Origin of the sequence: Macrococcoides caseolyticum, assembly GCF_002902665.1 — a bacterium.
Classification (GTDB): Bacteria; Bacillota; Bacilli; order Staphylococcales; family Staphylococcaceae; genus Macrococcoides; species Macrococcoides caseolyticum.
The window spans coordinates 6007-25791 of the sequence record NZ_PPRM01000062.1 but is presented as its reverse complement, the minus strand read 5'-3'; the positions used below and the strand labels follow the sequence as shown (position 1 = coordinate 25791).

Below are 19785 nucleotides of genomic sequence, written 5' to 3'. Positions count from 1 at the left end.
TCCTAACTACAGCCACAACCTGAACTGCAAACATGATCTACAAAAAACGGATTCCCTCTTTCGACCTTTACTTCATTTGAAATCGCATGTGCAACGATGGTAATAATCTCATCTAGTAACTGCTGCAATTGCGTTTCCTTCTGTTTAAACAGGACGACAAGCGGATGCATATCATACGCCTTCTTACGCTTTCTTGTCTCCATCATAATCTTCGTATAGTCTGGATGATACCTGCCAAATCGTTGAACTTCCTCATACTGTATTTTTATCTTCAGAAAGTCACGTTTCAGCTGCTGAACGTCTTTATTTTGTTCGATTTCTATATAGCTATCACGGTATTCATGATAGGCGCTACTGTGCTTTAACATCGTATTGATGTGTTCAGCACCTTCAATACATTCAAATATTTCTTCTGTATATAACAAGACTCCACTTCCTAATCTTCTTTCAATGATAAATCCTCTAAAAATATAAGTGAATTATAGCTCCCTGAAATGCCTCCACCCATGGCATTGATATTTTTATTCAATAGACTGTTACGATGTTCCACCGAATTCATCCAGCTATTGATAACGCCTGGTACATCTTCAAAGTTATAAGCAATGTTTTGAGAAAGATGATGATAATCGATACCTTCAGCCCTGAGTTTAGAACCGATTTCATCTTCTACTGATGTCACCTGCTGCTTCTCATTGCTGAGCTTAGCTACTTGAAATTGAGCAGTATGATTGATGATTTCATTTGTATCTAAAGGCTCAAGTGCATTCAGTTCACGCATCGTGTTCGTCAGTTCGAACATCGTCAGGACCTCATTACTGTTGATGGCAATTTCTTCTATTCGATGCACTTCGTCCTTGAGCTTCTTCTCTATCGTCTTTCCGTTATAGCTCATTGCATAAGGCTGCATTTCTACTAAAGTATCTGGAGAAAGATACCTCACAGCCATCATTTTACCTGTAAATCTATCGATAAAGACCTGCATAAAGAGCCCTTCATATTCCACAAGTGCCTGCGTCTTTATGTCAGCTTCAGATAACTGGAACTGATAATCTCCGTCCTTTGTAGAAATAATAGGTTCTGATACAATATTGCTACCGTCGAATATTTTGCCGGAAGGACTTAAAATTTGATACGGTGCAACATCTGCATGCTTACCTGTCGCATAGATCATCTTGATGCGGTTGTCTTTCACTCCTACAATATAATAGGCATCCTTCAATTTGTAAACAAAATTTCTGTAGCTGAAGTTCGAACTATAGATACGATTCGGATAGCCAAATTTATTCGTCAGTACATCGATAGATTTACCGATATACTGGCCGATTCCCTCGGTTAAAGCAGGTTGCTTTACTGAATGGGTTATTCTCTTTTCAATTTGTTTATGCGAAACTTTATCCTTCGCTGGATTTTCTAATATATCAAACTTGCTCGACGGAGAATAGAACAGATAAAATAAAAATACCGAGCCAAGCAATATAAATAATAGCTTTATCAATATACTCTTCAAAAATACACCTCAATTTCTAACAATCTTCCTTTATTCTATAACTATTTTAACATTATTTAAAATCAAATGAATATTCGATTGCAGAAAGTATGATTTTATCATAAAATTAAAAGTAGAATGACTTAGGGAGGAACTATAATATGGTATTCGCAAATTCAGGCATTGAATCAATCGTTGCTGATCAATCATTAATCCAGCACGTAATGAATAAGCATGGCTTTGTTCTTGGCGGGCATTGGGATTACGAACGTGTAACCTACGACTTAAAATACGAACTTGATGAAGGAATCTACTACCTACGTATTCCTGGTTACGCAGTTGAAGGGGATGTTGGAGCACGTGATGCCAAACTTCAGATGATGGACCCTTATTTAGGTAAACATTATTATCCAACAGGTATTGAATACGGAGAAGATGAATACTTCTCAGATAAGCTTGTGGATCATTGCAAACGAACAATCAATAAAGTATATAATGATATCGTAGCAATTCAAAAATAATATTAAGTATAGCCGAGTGATGCATAATTTTCTATGTTTCATTCGGTTGTTTATTATAGAGGTGATGCAATGTTCAAACGACTAATGACAAAAAGAAATATCGTATTCTTAGCGGTTGCGGTCATCGCACTGCTCTTCTTCTACTTTATCGTTCCAATATCTATTCCGCTCATCGTCGCACTTATTCTGGCACTGATGATAGAGCCCTTTGTAAAGTTGCTGGAGCAAAAGGTAAAGAGCCGTAAATGGAGTGTAACGATTGTTTATACTTCTATCCTATCGTTCATCCTGCTATGTATGTATTTATTCTTAACAAAGCTTATCCAGCATATTATTCAGTTTTCAAAAGATTTGCCGGACAAGATGAACAATATATTAAATGCATGGACAATATTTGAAGCTCGACTCGCTAAAATGATTCCTGAAAGTGTTTCTAATGCACTATTTGATGAAACTCAGAAATTTCTATTTAATCTACGAGATGCTATATTAAACTATTTTAACGCTGAACGCATCACTAATTTAGTGGCGAGCTTACCAGAAACTTTTATTTCCGGACTTGTGTTCTTAGTCGCCTTATTTTTATTTATGCTGGAAATACCGAATATGCATACCTTTGTCAGAAAGCATACGTATGACAAAACCTATGAAAAAGCGATGTATATATGGAAAAGAGTATCCTCATCAGTATTTGGTATGCTGCGCGCGGCATTTATATTATCAGGCATCACATGGCTCTTCACCTTTATCGGACTGCTATTTATCACACCGAAAAATGCACTCGTATTAAGCTTTATCATTTGCCTGGTCGATCTGCTACCTATACTCGGTGCTACAGGTGTGACTATTCCATGGGCACTCTATGCATACATTACAGGAGACCCTTCACTCGCTGTCAAACTCATCCTATTATCGGTCTTCCTGCTCGTTCAAAGAAAAGTATTAGAACCGAAAGTGATGGGTAAAGGCGTTGGGCTTAGCCCGCTCCCTACGCTTATTGCGATGTTTATCGGATTAAAGCTTATGGGCTTTATCGGCTTCTTTATCGGTCCGATTGTGTTAATCATCATACTCATCATATTAGAGTCAGGTGCCTTTAATTTAAACTTTAAAGTGTAATCCTCTAAACCTTTATGCATATAAAAAACGATCAGACATTGTGTCTGATCGTTTTTTTAGCCACCTATAATCGCTTTAATAACCGATGTTGTCTCTCCGCCTTCATAGAATACATAGAGCAGTAAATATACAGCTACACCTGTGATCGCTGTGAAGAACCAGATAATTGAGGCAATCGGTCCTAATCTACGATGAATCTTTAAATTATCTTTAAGACCCGTAATAATATTGATTAATCCAAGTACCCCACCGGTAGTTGCAAGTGTGATATGGAAAATCAGAAAGATCGTGTAGTACATTTTGATATTATCAGGACCGCCAAATGCTGTATTTCCAATGAACACTGTTCTAGTAGCATAGATAATAAAGAATGTAAGGGCCGCTGCACCTGCTAGTAGCATCGTCTTCTTATGTCCTTCGATATCTCTTCGTGCGATTTTGAACCATCCGATTGCTACCAGTATGGCACTGATAACGATAAATGTCGTACTGATTGTAGGTAAAATTGGTAAATTCATATTCTTCTCCTATCTGTATTGATTAAAATAAGCATCTTGCTGTAACTTTTCATCCAAACTTCTCTGTGTTATTTCTTCAGAACTCATTCTTTCTTCTCTTGACCATCTAAAGAAAACATGGAACAGCATGAAGCCAAAGAATATTTCCTGTAGCACCTTCATAATCACGCCACCGGTCTGCTGATCTTCTTTTGGTGTCATATTTGTGAAATACTGCGGACCACTAATACTCGAATTTTGAACGATATCCTGTAATGTTCCGGTAGGTACACAAAGGCTCATAGCACTCATCCATGCCGCTGGATCTGTATATGTCTTATACATTGCATGACTGGCAAAGATAATCAGACCACACGCCGGCGTCAAAAGTACACCGATTGCGAAGATATAGCCAATCTTCACAAGACCTGACAGCTGCTTACGCTCAAGCGCTGTCTTATTAAATATTGGATACCACATAAAAAATGCAGTAATAAACAAAAGAATTGTAAACAATGAGTGTAGTGTCGCATTCTGCTTTAAACCATCCAGTATCGCTGGAATGTGATAGATTGAGAACAGTCCATTAAACGTAATCAGCGCTATAATCGGACGCGTCAGAAAATTAAAGACACGTTCAAAAATAGGCAGTTTAATACAATAATCAATTAAATATTCCGGTATCGCAAAGAATAATAGTGGCACTATAAGTAAATAAAGGATGGCCATCTGTAACATATGGAAGCTAAAGATAATATGACTGAGCAAGTCAACTGGCGCACCTTTCATTGCATACAGTAAAAACATACATATAATAAATGTAACTGCTTCTGAACGTTTTAACGGTCGATTGCCAGGAATATCATGACGCCATCTCCCTGTTATCAAGAAAAACACGATAGTCGTGAAAATAATGGCAACTAAAAAGAAAGGACTCCAGTTCGCTAAAAATCCGAATATCCTGATAGAACTTATACTACCCATAAAATCACTCCAAAATTTATACTTCATTCATTTCTATTATAGCGTACAATTTGAAGAATAAAGCACAATATTTCAACTAATTTGTGGCAAAAATAAAAACCCGGATTGCTCCGGGTTCACTCTTATTTTAATGGGTCACCTAACCAAGTTAGGTAAAGTGCCATGACAATAAAACTACCTGCGATAAACAATCCAGTTAACATGAATAACTGAGCTGTTCCATGTCCTTTATGTTTCATATGCATAAAGTAATAGAATTGAAGAATAACTTGAATAAGTGCGAGTAATAAGACTGCTGGTATAACGAATTCTTTGCTTAATCCTGCTGCAACCATTGCAAAAGCAACAAAGGTTAAGAAGATCATGATTGCAAAAGTTGTTACCTGCATTCTCATTTCTTCTGTTCTTGAACGTTTCTCGAATTCATAGCGTTCTTGATTAAATTTGGTATGATTAATTTCGTTTGACATTATCCTAACACCCCTAACAAGTAAACTACTGTAAAGATGAATACCCAGACTACGTCGATAAAGTGCCAATATAACGCTGCTGTATTAAATTTCGCTGCATTATACACGCTTAAACCACGTTTCATATTGCGTACGATTAACAGAATAATCCAAGTTAATCCGATGATAACGTGGAATCCGTGTGTTCCTACTAAGAAGTAGAAAGCTGAACCGAAAGCACTTGAACGGAAAGTATGACCTTTATGAACATATTCAACAAACTCATAAATTTCAAGTCCTAAGAATCCTAACCCGAGAAGTACTGTGATAATTAACCAAGTAATCATCTTTTTAAAATCATAGTTCTTCATGTGATACAGTGCATACACACTTGTAAGTGACGAAGTTAAAAGTAACATCGTCATTACAAATGCAAGCGGTAAATGGAATAAATCTTTCGCTAAAAGATGATCCTCGCTAGGAACATGATCTTTAAGTGCTAAATAAGTTGCAAACAATGATGCGAATAGTGCTGTTTCTCCACCTAAGAAAATCCAGAATCCTAATAATTTGTTCTTACCTTCTAATGAAGCTGTCTCAGGATGACTCGGCCATCTCTCAACCGTCATCTGTTCTTCATGATGTGCCATTATTTAACACCTCTTTCGTACTCGATAAGCTCTTCTTTAGTAATGTGATAACCGTGATCATCAACTACTGAACGTGCAATCATTGCTCCTGCTGTAATCGCTAAACCTAAAACTAATACAAATGGAGCCCATGGTTGAGCCGGTAAATCTTTAACTGCATCAAGTGCCCATTTTTGTCCATCTGCTAAGTATAAAGCACCAAATGCTGCAACGAATAATCCTAATGACTGAACGAATGGTAAGATTGAGTTATTTGGCATATGAACATCACCTAATGACTCAGCTGGTAAGATTTCACCATTACCTTGTTTCTTCTCAAGATCAAATGCATCTAATCCACGCACAAGTGGTGTTTGTGCAAAGTTATAAAATGGTACTGGGATTGGTAATGACCATTCTAAAGTACGGCCATCGCCCCAAGCGTCACGTCCTACTTTAGGACCTTTCACTGTAGTTAAGATAATATTTATCAATAAAATAATGACTGCTACGGCCATCGTTAAAGCACCGATAGTAGAGATTAAGTTAAATGTGTCATAACCTTGACCAGGTAAGTAAGTGAATACACGACGTGGCATACCCATTAATCCTAAGAAATGTTGTAGGAAGAATGTTAGATGGAAACCGATAAAGAATAATACGAAGGAAACTTTACCTAATTTCTCACTTAACATCTTACCGAACATTAATGGCCAGTAGAAATGCAACCCTGCAAGTAACGCGAATACTACCCCACCAACGATTACGTAGTGGAAATGCGCTACGATAAAATATGAATCATGATACTGATAGTCAGCTGGTGCTGATGCCTGCATTACACCAGTAACACCACCCATTACGAATGAAGGGATGAATGCTAATGCATATAACATTGGCGTCGTAAATTCGATACTACCACCCCAGATAGTAAGCAACCAGTTGAAGATCTTCACACCAGTTGGTACGGCGATTGCCATTGTCGCTACTGCGAAAATCGCGTTCGCTGTTGGGCCTAGACCTACAGTGAACATGTGGTGTGCCCAAACCATGAATCCTAAGAAACCGATTAATACCGTTGCAAATACCATTGCAGAATAACCGAATAAACGTTTTCTAGAGAATGTTGCAAATATTTCAGAGAAAATACCAAAAGCTGGTAATACTAATATATATACTTCAGGGTGACCGAAAATCCAGAATAAGTGTTCCCAGATAATTGTATTACCACCTTGTGATACTACAAAGAATCCTGTTCCAAACATTCTATCGAAAATAAGTAAGAATAATCCGATAGTCAGTGGAGGGAATGCGAATACGATTAAAGCTGAAGCAACTAATGTTGTCCAAGTCATTAATGGCATACGCATAAATGTCATACCAGGCGCACGCATGTTAATAATGGTAACAAGGAAGTTAATCCCTGCAATTAAAGTACCAGCACCTGAAATTTGTAAACCTAATGCATAGAAGTCGATCCCATGCCCTTCTGATGCAAGTGATAGTGAAGCATATGAAGTCCACCCTGCATCTGGTGCGCCACCTAAAATCCAAGATAAGTTTAAGAATATACCTCCGAAGAAGAATAACCAGAACCCTAATGCATTTAGGAATGGGAATGCAACGTCACGTGCACCAATTTGTAACGGTACTGTTGCGTTCATATATGCAAACAGTAATGGCATTGCTGCCAAGAAAATCATTGTAGTACCGTGCATCGTAATCATTTCATTGAATAATCCCGCAGAGACGAAATCATTTTCAGGAACTGCAAGCTGAAGACGAATGATCATCGCTTCGATACCACCCATGGCGAAGAACAATCCACCCATGATTAAATAAAGAATTGCAATTTTTTTATGGTCTACTGTCGTTAAGTACTCCATTAGTAAACCACGCTTTTTTTGTGTAGCCAAATGTGTAACCTCCCTTTATTTACTACTTTTCAACTTTACGTTCCATTAAGTATTTAGCTAGAGCATCAATTTCACTGTCTGAAACTTTGTAAGCACCTGTCATTTTGTTGCCAGGTTTTACAGATTCAGGATCTTTGATCCATTTTTTAAGGTTTTCTTCATTATGATCCATAACACCAGCAACGCGGTTACGGTCACCAAATGTTGTTAAGTTAGGACCTTTAGCGCCTTTACCAGTTGGTGTTACAGCATGACAACCTTGACAAGACTGCTTGAATACTTTTTCGCCCTCTTTAGCATCTGTTGTTGCTACAGGGTTTTTGATAGCTTTCATATCAGATACCCAAGTTTTAAACTGATCTTTATCCATTGTTTTAACTTTAAAATCCATCAATGCGTGAGACGGTCCGCATAATTCCGCACATTTCCCGTAGAACATGTTTTTCGCGTCTTGCGCTTTCTTACCATCAAACACTAAGTAGAATTTATTGATGTTTTCAACGTTTGTATCCATCTTACCACCCACTGCCGGAATCCAGAATGAGTGTTTTACGTCAGCTGAATGCAGACGGAAATAAACTTTTGTATCTGTAGGAACAACAAGTTCCTGACTTGTTACGATACCTTCATTTGGGTACTCAAATTCCCACCAGTATAGATTTGCAGTTACATTAACAATCATTTCTTTATTCTTACCTTTAGCATCAACCTTATCCATTGCCTTCGTATCTGCTAGTTTAAATGTTAACATAACAGTTGGTATCGCTAAGATGATAAGTAAGATGATTGGAATCGTTGTCCAGATCACTTCTAACTTATGGTTCCCATGAACATCTTTCGGTACAAAGTCTTCACCGACTTTACCGCGACGGAATTTAAATACAGCTAAAATAAAGATAGCTACTACTACAATAATAACGAAAACCATAATACCTACCGCAAGCATCATTAAATTAAATTGATCCTTTGCAACTTCCCCTGCAGGACGTAAAGCAGACAGTTCATTTTTACCACAACCTGCTAAGGTCATTAACAATAATGAAAATAAACCGATCAGCTTTACATTTTTTAAATTGTTCTTCATTAAATTCTAACCCCTCTTTCACCATTCATAATCAAATCGTTTGAATTAATGTAACTACTACTATCATAACAAAAAATATCATCAAATAGTTTAAAGAATATACAAACATTGTCATTGCCCATTTATTCTCTTTAACATTTGATCTAAATCCAGAAATCGCTAATAACAGCCATCCTAGATTTAATACCGAAGCAAGTACCATAAATACCGTGCCGAGTTCCTGCATAAAAAATGGTGTCGGTAACAACAGCATCACCCAAAACAGCATGGAAAGCCTTGTACGTTTAAACCCTTTAACTGAAGGTAGCATCGGTATACCAGCAAGTGCATATTCTTCACTACGTTTAATTGCAAGCGCGTAGAAATGCGCAGGCTGCCATATAAACATAATGACGAAAAGCATCCACGCTGTGCTGCTAAGAGATGGTTCAATCGCTGCATAGCCAACAAGCGGTGGAATCGCACCTGGAAAACTTCCTATTATTGTGTTGGACACAAGATGTCGTTTAGACCAGACCGAATATAAGACAACATAGCCAAAGATGCCAAGAAATCCAATGATCCCTGTCTCGATGTTAATCGTGAACAAAAGCATCTCTCCAACGATCATAAGCACAAGACTGAGCTGTAGGATTGAAGCTGTAGAAACTTTACCGGTTACAGATGGTCGATTTTGCTTACTTGGCATAATACTGTCAATATCCTGGTCGTAAAAGTTATTCAGCGCACAACTTCCTGCCATAATTAGTGTAGTGCCGAAAAGCATCGTTAAAAGTTCAGGTATACTACTTAAAAATGAACGACCGCTTAACATAATTGCAATAAACGCACCTGCAAATGCCGGTATTAAATTGCCTTGTACGAGTCCAAGCTTCACAATCGCTTTTACATCTTTAAAAGTCAGACGCCGTTCAACTGATTTAACACCTTTTAAAATGTGTTCATTCTGCATTTTCACCCTCCTTTTACAATACTAACGCATATAATAACAATAATATATGAAAACTGTCACATTTTCTATACATTTTCGAAATTAAATTGTGACATTTTTCTTTTTTGCGAGTAATTTCAATTGTTCACGAATGTGACACATTTACTTATCTCTATGATTGATATACTATAACTTAAGTATATACTATTTAGAAATGAGATAAAATGACATTATCTACAGATGTTAAGAATATAGATAGAGGTGTTTTTGTTGTTAAAAGAAAAGAATTTAAAATGGTTATCATTGTTTACGACTGTGCTCATGCTATTTGTTCAGATTGGTGGTGCACTCGTAACAAAAACAGGATCTGCAGATGGCTGTGGTAGCAGCTGGCCACTCTGTCACGGAAAGTTTGTCCCGACACATATTCCGAAAGAGACCTTGATCGAGCTTGCTCACCGTGGCGTATCAGGCCTCGCACTATTATCTGTGACATGGCTTGTTATACTCAGCATAAAATATATTGGTCATAAGAAAGAAACAAAGTTCCTTTGTTATATGAGTATCGGATTTATCTTTGCACAGGCTTTGATCGGTGCGGCAGCAGTGATGTGGCAGCAGAATGGTTTTGTACTTGCACTGCATTTTGGAATATCACTGATTAGCTTCAGTGCTGTATTTCTGCTGACACTGCTTATCTTTGAAGTCGATCAGAAATTTGATGCAACTAAACTCATATTACAACCAAAGCTTAGACGTCATACGATCGGGCTTACAAGCTTTATCTATTTTGTTATCTATAGTGGTGCACTCGTGCGCCATGAGAAAGCAAGCCTCGCCTGCTCCAGCTGGCCGCTTTGCCGTAAGGGGGCGTTTATACTGCCCCAGAATTTCTATGAGTGGGTGCAGATGAGCCATAGAACACTTGCTTTCATTCTTTTCATATGGCTGACATACGTTGCATTTCATGCTATGCGAAACTACGCGCAGTACCGCGTTATTAAATACGGTTATATGATTGCTTTCATATTAATCTGTTTACAAGTAACAACTGGTGCATTAACGATATTTACAGCGGTAAATCTCTATATCGCGCTACTCCATGCCTTATTTATAACTTTACTATTCGGCCTTTTATGCTACTTTATCCTGCTTATTAGCAGAGCAAAATAAATGATTTCACATAAAAACAAGCGTTGGCAATGTAATTATTGCCAACGCTTGTTTATTTTATTCAAACTCGACTAACAAATCGCCTGTCTGGATAGCCGTTCCTGTTGTTACATGGATATGTTTCACCACTGCATCTACAGGTGCCTGCACACTCGTCTCCATCTTCATCGCTTCAGTGATCATCAATGTTTCACCCGCACGAACGTGTGCTCCTGCTGTCACTTTAATTTCTCCGACGGTTCCCGGCATCTGCGCTCCAATATGCTTGCTATTCTTAGCATCTGCTTTAAGTAATGTATTGACACTTACTTCAGCTGCATTATCCTTCACACGCACTTGCCTTGGCATCCCGTTAAGTTCAAAATATAATGTACGATATCCATCTTCATGCACATGTCCGATACTCAGCAGTTTCACGATCAGCGTTTTGCCGGCATCGATCTCTATTTCTACGGTTTCGTTTTTGCGCATGCCATAGAAGAATGTAGGTGTGTCGAGCAATGAAATGTTGCCATATCGTGCTTCTGTCTCTTTATATACTTCAAATACTTTCGGATACAATGCATAACTGAGGACATCTTCCTCATTGACCGCTTGAAAACGTTCTGTAAGCGTCTGCTGCAGTTCATTGAAATCTACATGTGCTAACGCTTCGCCAGGTCGGACAGTAAGCGGCGCTTTTCCCTTTAATACGACGTCCTGCAGTCTTTTTGGGAAGCCATTTGCCGGTTGTCCAATCTCTCCTTTAAAGAAGGATACGACAGAATCCGGGAAATCGAGATTTTCTCCTCGTTCTATAACTGTCTGTTCATCAAGGTTGTTCTGCACCATGTATAATGCCATGTCCCCGACGACTTTGGATGATGGCGTGACTTTAACAATATCACCGAACATTATATTTACTCTTTTATACATATCTTTAACCGCTTCGAACTGGTCGCCAAGACCTAAACTTTTCGCTTGCTGTTCAATATTTGAATATTGTCCTCCGGGCATTTCATGCTGATATATTTCAGTGTTTGGCGACTGTATATCACTTTCAAAGTTATGATAGAACTTGCGCACCACTGACCAGTAGTGCGATAGTGCTTCAAGTCCCTCTATATCTGCACTGAGCTGTCTCTCTTTTCCTTCTAAACTGTAATAGAGACTATTCAACGAAGGCTGACTCGTCAATCCACTCATACTGGAAATCGCAGTATCAATAATATCAACTCCTGCATCAATGGCTCTATTATACGTCATGATACCATTGCCACTCGTATCATGCGTATGCAGATGAATTGGCAGTGATACTTCTGCTTTTAATGCCTGAATTAATATATAAGCTGCTTCAGGTTTCAACAGGCCAGCCATATCTTTTATTGCCAGGATATGGAACCCTTCTTGTTCCATTGCTTTAGCCATCTTTAAATAATAGTCCAGCGTATAGACATCTGAACGCTTTGGATTTAATATATCGCCGGTATAACAGATGGTCCCTTCAGAAATTTTACCCGCGTTCAGTACCGCTTCATTGGCTACTTTCATCTGATCGAGCCAGTTAAGCGAATCAAATATTCTAAAGACATCGATGCCATTATCACTTGCAGTTCGGATGAACTGCTGTACAACGTTATCTGGATAGTTCTTATAGCCGACAGCATTAGATGCTCTTAAGAGCATCTGAAATAATATGTTTGGTACAGCTGTTCGTAACTTTGTGAGCCTCTCCCACGGATCTTCTTTCAGAAAGTTATATGCTACATCAAATGTTGCACCGCCCCACATTTCTAATGAGAAGCTATCAATTAGATGATGGTTGGTCTGTGATGCGATCGCAAGCATATCTTTTGTACGTACACGCGTCGCCAGCAATGACTGATGCGCATCTCGAAATGTTGTATCAGTAATCAGTACTTCGTGCTGCGCTTTGATCCAGTCGCTGACATAAGATGGCCCATGTTCGTCCAGCAGCTGCTTCGTTCCAGATAAACCAGTGGTTTTAAAGGTCCTGGTAAGCGGAAGTTCAAAGTCAGGTTTCTCGGTCTTATTAATGCCAGGAAAACCGTTCACTGTAATGTCGGCGATATATGCTAACGTCTTCGTCCCTCTATCTTTAGGGGCTTCTATGTCAAATAATTCAGGATAAAGTTCGAGAAAACGCGTATTGTAATTACCTGCAGTAAACACAGGGTGCTGAACTACATTCAGAAGAAACTGCAAGTTCGTCTTAATACCACGGATCCTCATTTCTTTTAATGAACGTACCATCTTTTCTTCAGCCTGCTTGAAAGTAAGGGCATGCGTAGATAATTTAACGAGCAGTGAATCATAGTAAGGAGAGATTTCAGCGCCCTGGAAGCCATCGCCTGCGTCAAGGCGCACACCAAATCCGCCACTTGAGCGATACGCTGTGATACGACCTGTATCCGGTAAAAAGTTATTAGCAGGATCTTCTGTCGTAATTCGACATTGAATCGCATAGCCATGTGTTACGATTTCGTGCTGCTGCGGAATTGCAATACGTTCGTCACTTAGCTGTGCTCCATCAGCTATCAGTAGTTGTGCCTTAACGATATCTATTCCTGTGACCATCTCTGTAATCGTATGTTCTACTTGAACACGCGGGTTTACTTCTATAAAATAAAAATCCTCTCCCTGAACTAAAAATTCTACCGTTCCGGCGTTGACATATGAAATCTGCTGCATCAGATCAACCGCAGCATTACAGATGTTCATTCTTACGGTATCACTTAATCCGACTGATGGTGCAACTTCAACTACTTTCTGGTGTCGACGTTGTACTGAACAATCTCGTTCAAAGAGATGAACAATATTGCCGAACTTATCTCCAATAATCTGAACTTCAATATGCTTTGGCGCATCTATATACTGTTCAATATAAATTTCACTGCTTCCAAAGGATTTCATTGCCTCTGATTGCGCACGTGAAATGGCTTCTTCCAGTTCTTCAGCATTGCGCACGATACGCATGCCCTTTCCACCGCCACCAGACAGTGCTTTTATCATAACCGGATACTTATCATGTGCAAACTGCACCGCTTCATCTAAACCTTTAATTGCATCCTCTGTTCCAGGTATCACCGGAAGTCCAGCCTGGATTGCTGTATTACGTGCTTTTATCTTGTCACCAAACATATCAAGGTGACGGATCTCCGGACCGATGAAAATGATATCCTCTTGTGCACAGCGCACTGCAAACTGCTGATTTTCACTTAAGAAACCATACCCTGGGTGAATTGCATTTGCACCACATGATTTTGCAGTCTCTATAATCGCTTCGATGTCAAGATAGCAATCAGATGGACTTGCGCCTTCAATGAGATAAGCCTCATCAGCCTTATATCGGTGAAGCGCACCTTTATCTTCTTTAGAATAGATTGCGACAGTGGGAATATGTAGTTCTGTAGCAGCCCTAAAAATACGTATTGCAATCTCACCACGGTTAGCAACAAGTAATTTCTTAATCGTTTTCATATACAGCCTCCAATCATTTCATTTCTTTTATATTATATTATAAATGTTAAGAACATTCTGCTTTTAGCCATAATTGACACGAACTCGTCATATTGTTACCGTTTTCACATGGTTGTATAAAAAAAGAGAAAGGCATTAATCATCCAGTCTCTAATGTATTTCTATACTTTTCTTCGTTCATTATCTCGCTTAATATCCTTCGATGTCATAAGCAGTAATCCGATTGCAATAGATAAACTCATCAAACTCGATCCACCATAACTTAAAAATGGTAACGGCACTCCAGTTAAAGGAATTAATCCGGAGATCCCTCCGAGGTTAATAAATGTCTGTATCCCGATATAGCTGGATACGCCGACACAGATCAGCTTATGAAACATTGTACGCGCGCTTGCTGCATAGACAAACCCTTTAAACACAATATAAAAGAGCAGACTGATGATGACGATCACACCGAGCAGCCCTAGTTCTTCAGCAATCACGGCAAAGATGAAATCGGTATGCGGCTCAGGCAGATACCCAAGCTTCATCACACCGTTACCTAATCCTTTACCGAAGAATCCACCATTACCGATAGCAAGCAGTGAGTTGGATAGGTGGTATCCAGCGCCGCTTTCATCTTTAAAAGGATTTGCGAGTACTTCAAAGCGTTGTTTCTGATGGGCACCGAGAAAGTTAGTAAGGCCAGTACCTAGAGAAAATAATGTGACGGTCACTAGGCTCACAGCGACTAATGCCCCCATCTTCAGTACTGTCTTAATAGCAATACCTGAATACAGGAAGATGCTGCCAACGATCATCAGGATCAGTGCTGTGGAACCGAAATCATTCTGCATCAGCACTAGGCCAGAACAAAGTCCTACAAGAATAAGTGGTGCAATGATATCCGTACTCAGCTTATCAAGGTTACGTTTCTTATTATAAATATATGCCAGGTAGATAATCACCACAATCTTCAGCAGCTCAGAAGTCTGTAGCTGCATAAACCCTAAGTTCAGCCAGCTCTTCGCACCATTGACCTCACGTCCGAAAATTCGAGTGAGGATAAGCAGCGCCATGACGCCAAAGATTGCAAACTGCTGTAATTTCTTGTTGTACAACAGATTAATCGACATAAAATAAGTCATTACAAAAACGATACCGAAGCTAAGGATAATTGCAAACAACTGTCTAACATAGAAATAGTTTGCATTTACAGGCACACCACCCGTCAGTGTCCCTCTTGTCGCCGCAACCATGCTCGCACTGTAGATCATCACAAGCCCTGTAAGCGCAAGTACAACATATGTAATCAGCAACGGAAAATCCACATATTTAGTATTGTGCTTAACATAATCAAAAAATTCTTTCAAGTAGTTCATCAAATCCGCTCATTTCTAAAAAATAGTCTAAAGCGTGTGCTTTAGACTTAAATATTGGTAAAGGCATCATGTAGCTTAGATAATTCCTTCTCAAGCGTCACAAGTAATGCTTTCCCTTCATCGGCGTCCACAAGTCCTATTCTCACTGCAAAATCAACTTCACGGCTTAAACCGAACATCTGTGTATCTAAAACTTCCTCATAAAGTGGACATTGAGGCATCGTTAAGTTATCCATCTGAACTTTAATCAGCTGCAGGATCTTATCTGCATCTTGATTAAGCTGGTCATATGCCTTTTGTTTGTAATCATTATTCCCCTGCATAGCATACTCCCTCATTTCATATTCTATACTTTAAAATTCTATAGCACGCGCCTTTAAAAATCAAGCATTTACTAATCGACAAATGTATATCATAATATGGTTGAAAGGGTGAATGCGATGATAATTCAAATTAAGGGAAAAGTAAAATTTAATATTACACTGGATCCTTCAACTTTTATCTTTGATGATCGTAAAGTTGAGATGGATACAATCAAGAATACGATTAAACTTGATGATGATACTATTTCATTTCAGGATAATTATGAATGGAATCGAGAGATACTAGAAGGCGGTTCAAAACCTCCGACACTTGTTTCAGAGAAGAAATATAAGAAGCAGCAGCTCCTTGAAGGGACATTCTTAATGAACCTTGAACCATTTATTACGAACGCTGAACCCCATGAGGATGCAACTCGTATAAGGCTGACAAACGAAACTGACAGTGCTGAAATTCACTTAGATGCATTACCGTATTTTTATGTTCAGTTTTCTAAAGATGGTAAACGTCTATATGACGATGGTATGGTCGATGCTTATTTACTTGAAGATACACTTAATCTAAAACTTGCCCATGTAACGGGAATTGAAATTATATAGACATAAAAACAGAGATCAGGCTGCTACCTAATCTCTGTTTTCTATTTTCTGATTACGTTCTTTATGCAGTCGATAGCGATATAATCCCAGAACAATGGCTGCGATGATCAAGCTTTCCCCTACCGGTAGAAATACCGCAAGGAAATTAAGTATGATACACCCTAAAAATAGCATGATATAGATCACTACATTCTGCCATGGCTTTAACTTACGTGCAAAGCCCAGGTTATAGACGATTGCACTTAAGATAAAGATTGCGATAAGCAGATACCACATGCCCGCTTCTGGATTTTTATCTACTGCAAACAGTTTTGCGAGAAATGACATTCTTTGTTCAGGATCCGTGCTTACGTTCCCTATAAGAAAGTTCATTTAATCACTCCTATTCTTCTTCCTGTAATGCAGCTTTCGCTTTCTTCTGTTCTCTTTCACGTTGAGATTTATCTAATGTTTTCTTTCTTAGACGAATAGACTCTGGTGTAACTTCCACTAGCTCATCATCGTTTAAGTATTCTAACGCTTCTTCAAGTGTTAAGATTCTTGGTTTCTTCATCGTTGTTGTCTGTTCTTTTGTCGCAGAACGAATGTTGTTCGCTGCTTTCACTTTCGTAATGTTAACCGTCAAGTCATTATCACGTGAGTTTTCACCAACGATCATACCTTCATACACTTCTGTCCCTGGTTCCATGAAGTTTACACCACGGTCTTCAAGCGCTAAGATGGCATAAGTACTTGCTACCCCTTTATCGATAGATACAAGGACACCATTACGACGGCCACCGATACGACCTTTAAGCAACGGACGGTATTCATCAAAGGTATGGTTAAGTATACCGTAACCACGTGTCATCGACATAAATTCAGTACGGTATCCAATGAGTCCACGTGCAGGTACGTTAAAGATTAAACGTGTCTGACCGTTTCCACCATTAACCATATCTACCATTTCACCTTTACGTACTCCAAGAGATTCTATAACTGATCCTGTATGTTCTTCTGGTACATCGATCTGCACACGCTCATACGGTTCATATTTCTTACCGTCGATTTCCTTTACGATAACTTCAGGCTTTGATACTTGAAGTTCGAAGCCTTCACGACGCATATTCTCGATTAAGATGGATAAATGCAGTTCCCCACGACCTGATACAGTCCAGCTGTCTGGTCCTACAGATTCTACGCGTAATGATACATCTGTTTCAAGCTGTGATTCAAGACGGTCTTGAATGTTACGCGCTGTAACGAATTTCCCTTCCTTACCTGCAAATGGTGAGTTATTTACAGAGAATGTCATCTGTAAAGTCGGCTCATCGATGCGCAGCACAGGTAACGCTTCAGGATTGTCAACTGGCGCCACAGTTTCGCCTACGTTAATATCTTCCATACCAGAGACTGCGATTAGATCTCCTGCATATGCTTTTTGGATTTCAACACGTTTTAATCCGAAGAAACCGAAGATCTTCGTCACACGGAAATTCTTGATTGTACCATCTAATTTGATCAATGATACTTGCTGACCCACTTCCATCGTTCCACGGAATACACGACCGATACCAATACGACCAACATAGTCATTGTAATCCAGTAAGGCAACCTGGAACTGTAGATCCTCTTCACGGTTATCAACCGGTGCAGGGACGTAATCGATAATTGTTTCGTATAAGCTCTGCATGTTCTCATCTTGCGTCGCTGCATCTAGACTTGCAGTTCCATTGATTGCTGAGGCATACACTACAGGGAAATCAAGCTGCTCATCATTAGCTTCCAGTTCAATGAATAAATCATAAACTTCATCCAGGACTTCTTCAGGACGTGCTGAAGGCTTATCAATCTTGTTGACTACAACAACTGGCTTTAAGTTTTGTTCTAACGCTTTCTTCAATACGAAACGCGTCTGCGGCATTGTTCCTTCGTATGCATCAACAACAAGAATAACACCATCTACCATTTTCATGATACGTTCCACTTCTCCACCGAAATCGGCGTGTCCCGGTGTATCCAGAATGTTGATACGCGTTCCTTTATAGTCTATTGCTGTATTCTTTGCTAAAATCGTGATACCACGTTCTCTTTCGATATCATTTGAATCCATTGCACGTTCATCGACCTGCTCGTTTTCACGGAATGTTCCCGATTGCTTTAATAGTTCATCTACTAAAGTCGTTTTCCCATGGTCGACGTGGGCTATAATTGCAATATTACGTACATCTTCTCTTAATTTAGTCATGTGGTCTTTCCCTTCTTAATCAACTTACAGTTTTTATGTAACTGTGATATTATATCATATAATACGATATTAATATATCATGGAATTTATAGAAAGCAAAAAGGAGTAAATTTATATGAAGAAAAGTACAATTACACAATTTGCACTCGCATGTTTCGCAGTACTGATGCTTATCCTCTTCAGCATTGGACTTGCTGAAGGTAGCTTATTACTTATGGGCATGGCAGTGATATTATTTATCGCCACTTTTGGCGTAGGATTCACCTTTAAGAAGAAGTTCCGCGAAAATGGTGAACTTTAAAAAAATCTTCTCAATCTACCGCTTTTTAAATTTGAGACGCTATTTTTTTATCGTTCATACTATTTTTAATTAATCTCACTAAAATTTTTAAATTTTAGTGTTTTTTTTTTGCAATTTTTTAAAAATAGCAATTTGAATATCTCCAATTGAATCGCTATATTAAAACCATCAACGTAAAGGAGCACTGATATGCACGTCAAACCATTAAGCAAACCTCATACATTAACTGCACTGGAATCGCTTGTCCATCGTACATCCGATACGCACTGCGCCGCACAGCTATATGAGCTGAACAAACGTTATCAGCTTGAGCACGCCTTTATGGCGCTTTTGAATCAGATTGACCATACCCACTTTGAATGCATATGGCAGTATCAGACGCATCACAATATCTATATCAACCTGATTATTATCACTGATATTGCCGTACACTTATTTAAGTTCAACGATTATAGCGGCTTACATCATATTGACGGTGACGGTATGCTTATAAATAGCACGACCTATACCACACACGCTGATATTTCAGAGCTGCATTGTATGAAGTATTCTGTTATCAATGTGATGCCTGAAACTGCAACGCAGCTACCCGTGTATACAAAATGTGTGATGTTCAGTGAGAACTTCATGCTAGATATCCATAGTCACACAGGCGATATTCTGCTAAAGGATCAGATATTACCTTATCTTGAGCGCATGAGTATCTGCTC

20 protein-coding genes are annotated in these 19785 nt (G+C 38.9%); 6 read left to right on the top strand and 14 right to left on the bottom strand.

Translation table 11 applies throughout. The features are described from left to right. Positions 1-2: 2 nt before the first annotated feature. On the bottom strand, positions 3-425 hold the full coding sequence (locus CD152_RS09055) for a YlbF/YmcA family competence regulator (protein ID WP_232237485.1): 423 nt from the start codon (positions 423-425) through the stop codon (positions 3-5). An 11-nt stretch (positions 426-436) separates the two neighbouring features. Further along, a complete protein-coding gene (locus tag CD152_RS09050; protein WP_101140521.1) occupies positions 437-1507 on the bottom strand; it encodes a CAP-associated domain-containing protein in 1071 nt (356 codons plus the stop codon). Positions 1508-1647: 140 nt separating this feature from the next. On the opposite strand from CD152_RS09050, the gene CD152_RS09045 reads away from it, so the two are divergent. Continuing rightward, positions 1648-2007 carry a YugN family protein gene (locus CD152_RS09045; RefSeq protein WP_086038504.1) on the top strand — a complete coding sequence of 120 codons (360 nt, stop codon included), beginning with the start codon at positions 1648-1650 and terminating at the stop codon, positions 2005-2007. Between the two features lie 69 nt (positions 2008-2076). Continuing rightward, on the top strand, positions 2077-3126 hold the full coding sequence (gene ytvI / locus CD152_RS09040; protein ID WP_101140520.1) for a sporulation integral membrane protein YtvI: 1050 nt from the start codon (positions 2077-2079) through the stop codon (positions 3124-3126). Between the two features lie 56 nt (positions 3127-3182). Here ytvI and CD152_RS09035 read toward each other — a convergent pair whose 3' ends face one another. The 7 genes from CD152_RS09035 to cyoE form a co-directional block, all read right to left on the bottom strand. After that, positions 3183-3644 carry a DUF420 domain-containing protein gene (locus CD152_RS09035; RefSeq protein ID WP_101140519.1) on the bottom strand — a complete coding sequence of 154 codons (462 nt, stop codon included), beginning with the start codon at positions 3642-3644 and terminating at the stop codon, positions 3183-3185. 9 nt (positions 3645-3653) lie between these two features. Continuing rightward, positions 3654-4607, bottom strand: a complete 954-nt coding sequence (ctaG, locus tag CD152_RS09030; RefSeq protein ID WP_232237487.1) for a cytochrome c oxidase assembly factor CtaG — start codon at positions 4605-4607, stop codon at positions 3654-3656. A 122-nt stretch (positions 4608-4729) separates the two neighbouring features. Then, positions 4730-5077: a cytochrome C oxidase subunit IV family protein gene (locus CD152_RS09025; RefSeq protein ID WP_086038501.1), complete on the bottom strand. Its 348-nt coding sequence runs from the start codon at positions 5075-5077 to the stop codon at positions 4730-4732. After that, entirely contained in the window at positions 5077-5706 is a 630-nt protein-coding gene (locus tag CD152_RS09020) for a cytochrome c oxidase subunit 3 (RefSeq protein WP_012656642.1), read from the bottom strand. The genes CD152_RS09025 and CD152_RS09020 overlap by 1 nt, the downstream gene beginning before the upstream one ends. Further along, positions 5706-7568 (bottom strand): cytochrome c oxidase subunit I, encoded by a 1863-nt coding sequence (locus CD152_RS09015; protein WP_103214679.1) that lies wholly within the window; start codon positions 7566-7568, stop codon positions 5706-5708. Before CD152_RS09015 ends, CD152_RS09020 begins: the two co-directional genes overlap by 1 nt. A gap of 52 nt (positions 7569-7620) precedes the next feature. Further along, positions 7621-8682, bottom strand: a complete 1062-nt coding sequence (coxB, locus tag CD152_RS09010) for a cytochrome c oxidase subunit II (RefSeq protein ID WP_012656640.1) — start codon at positions 8680-8682, stop codon at positions 7621-7623. Between the two features lie 31 nt (positions 8683-8713). Further along, positions 8714-9634, bottom strand: a complete 921-nt coding sequence (gene cyoE / locus CD152_RS09005; RefSeq protein ID WP_012656639.1) for a heme o synthase — start codon at positions 9632-9634, stop codon at positions 8714-8716. Between the two features lie 249 nt (positions 9635-9883). Here cyoE and CD152_RS09000 point away from each other — a divergent pair, with 249 nt between their 5' ends. Further along, on the top strand, positions 9884-10786 hold the full coding sequence (locus CD152_RS09000; RefSeq protein WP_012656638.1) for a COX15/CtaA family protein: 903 nt from the start codon (positions 9884-9886) through the stop codon (positions 10784-10786). 57 nt (positions 10787-10843) lie between these two features. Here CD152_RS09000 and CD152_RS08995 read toward each other — a convergent pair whose 3' ends face one another. The 3 genes from CD152_RS08995 to CD152_RS08985 all read right to left on the bottom strand — a co-directional run bounded on the left by CD152_RS08995 (position 10844) and on the right by CD152_RS08985 (position 15950). Beyond that, a complete protein-coding gene (locus CD152_RS08995) occupies positions 10844-14266 on the bottom strand; it encodes a pyruvate carboxylase (protein ID WP_103214673.1) in 3423 nt (1140 codons plus the stop codon). Positions 14267-14427: 161 nt separating this feature from the next. Further along, positions 14428-15627 carry an FtsW/RodA/SpoVE family cell cycle protein gene (locus CD152_RS08990; RefSeq protein ID WP_012656636.1) on the bottom strand — a complete coding sequence of 400 codons (1200 nt, stop codon included), beginning with the start codon at positions 15625-15627 and terminating at the stop codon, positions 14428-14430. Positions 15628-15674: 47 nt separating this feature from the next. Then, positions 15675-15950, bottom strand: a complete 276-nt coding sequence (locus CD152_RS08985) for an Fpa/YlaN family protein (protein WP_041635877.1) — start codon at positions 15948-15950, stop codon at positions 15675-15677. A 120-nt stretch (positions 15951-16070) separates the two neighbouring features. Between CD152_RS08985 and CD152_RS08980 the strand changes: the two genes are divergently transcribed. Next, on the top strand, positions 16071-16547 hold the full coding sequence (locus CD152_RS08980; protein WP_232237517.1) for a hypothetical protein: 477 nt from the start codon (positions 16071-16073) through the stop codon (positions 16545-16547). 27 nt (positions 16548-16574) lie between these two features. On the opposite strand, the gene CD152_RS08975 is transcribed toward CD152_RS08980, so the two are convergent. Then, positions 16575-16919, bottom strand: a complete 345-nt coding sequence (locus tag CD152_RS08975; RefSeq protein ID WP_099482101.1) for a YlaH-like family protein — start codon at positions 16917-16919, stop codon at positions 16575-16577. A 10-nt stretch (positions 16920-16929) separates the two neighbouring features. Then, positions 16930-18774, bottom strand: a complete 1845-nt coding sequence (typA, locus tag CD152_RS08970; RefSeq protein WP_099482100.1) for a translational GTPase TypA — start codon at positions 18772-18774, stop codon at positions 16930-16932. A gap of 115 nt (positions 18775-18889) precedes the next feature. Between typA and CD152_RS08965 the strand changes: the two genes are divergently transcribed. Together CD152_RS08965 and CD152_RS08960 are read left to right on the top strand one after the other, a co-directional pair. Continuing rightward, positions 18890-19075 carry a DUF5325 family protein gene (locus CD152_RS08965; protein ID WP_041635876.1) on the top strand — a complete coding sequence of 62 codons (186 nt, stop codon included), beginning with the start codon at positions 18890-18892 and terminating at the stop codon, positions 19073-19075. Between the two features lie 189 nt (positions 19076-19264). Then, positions 19265-19785, top strand: a 521-nt coding sequence (locus CD152_RS08960) for a hypothetical protein (RefSeq protein WP_205757041.1), incomplete at its 3' end; no start/stop codon positions are given.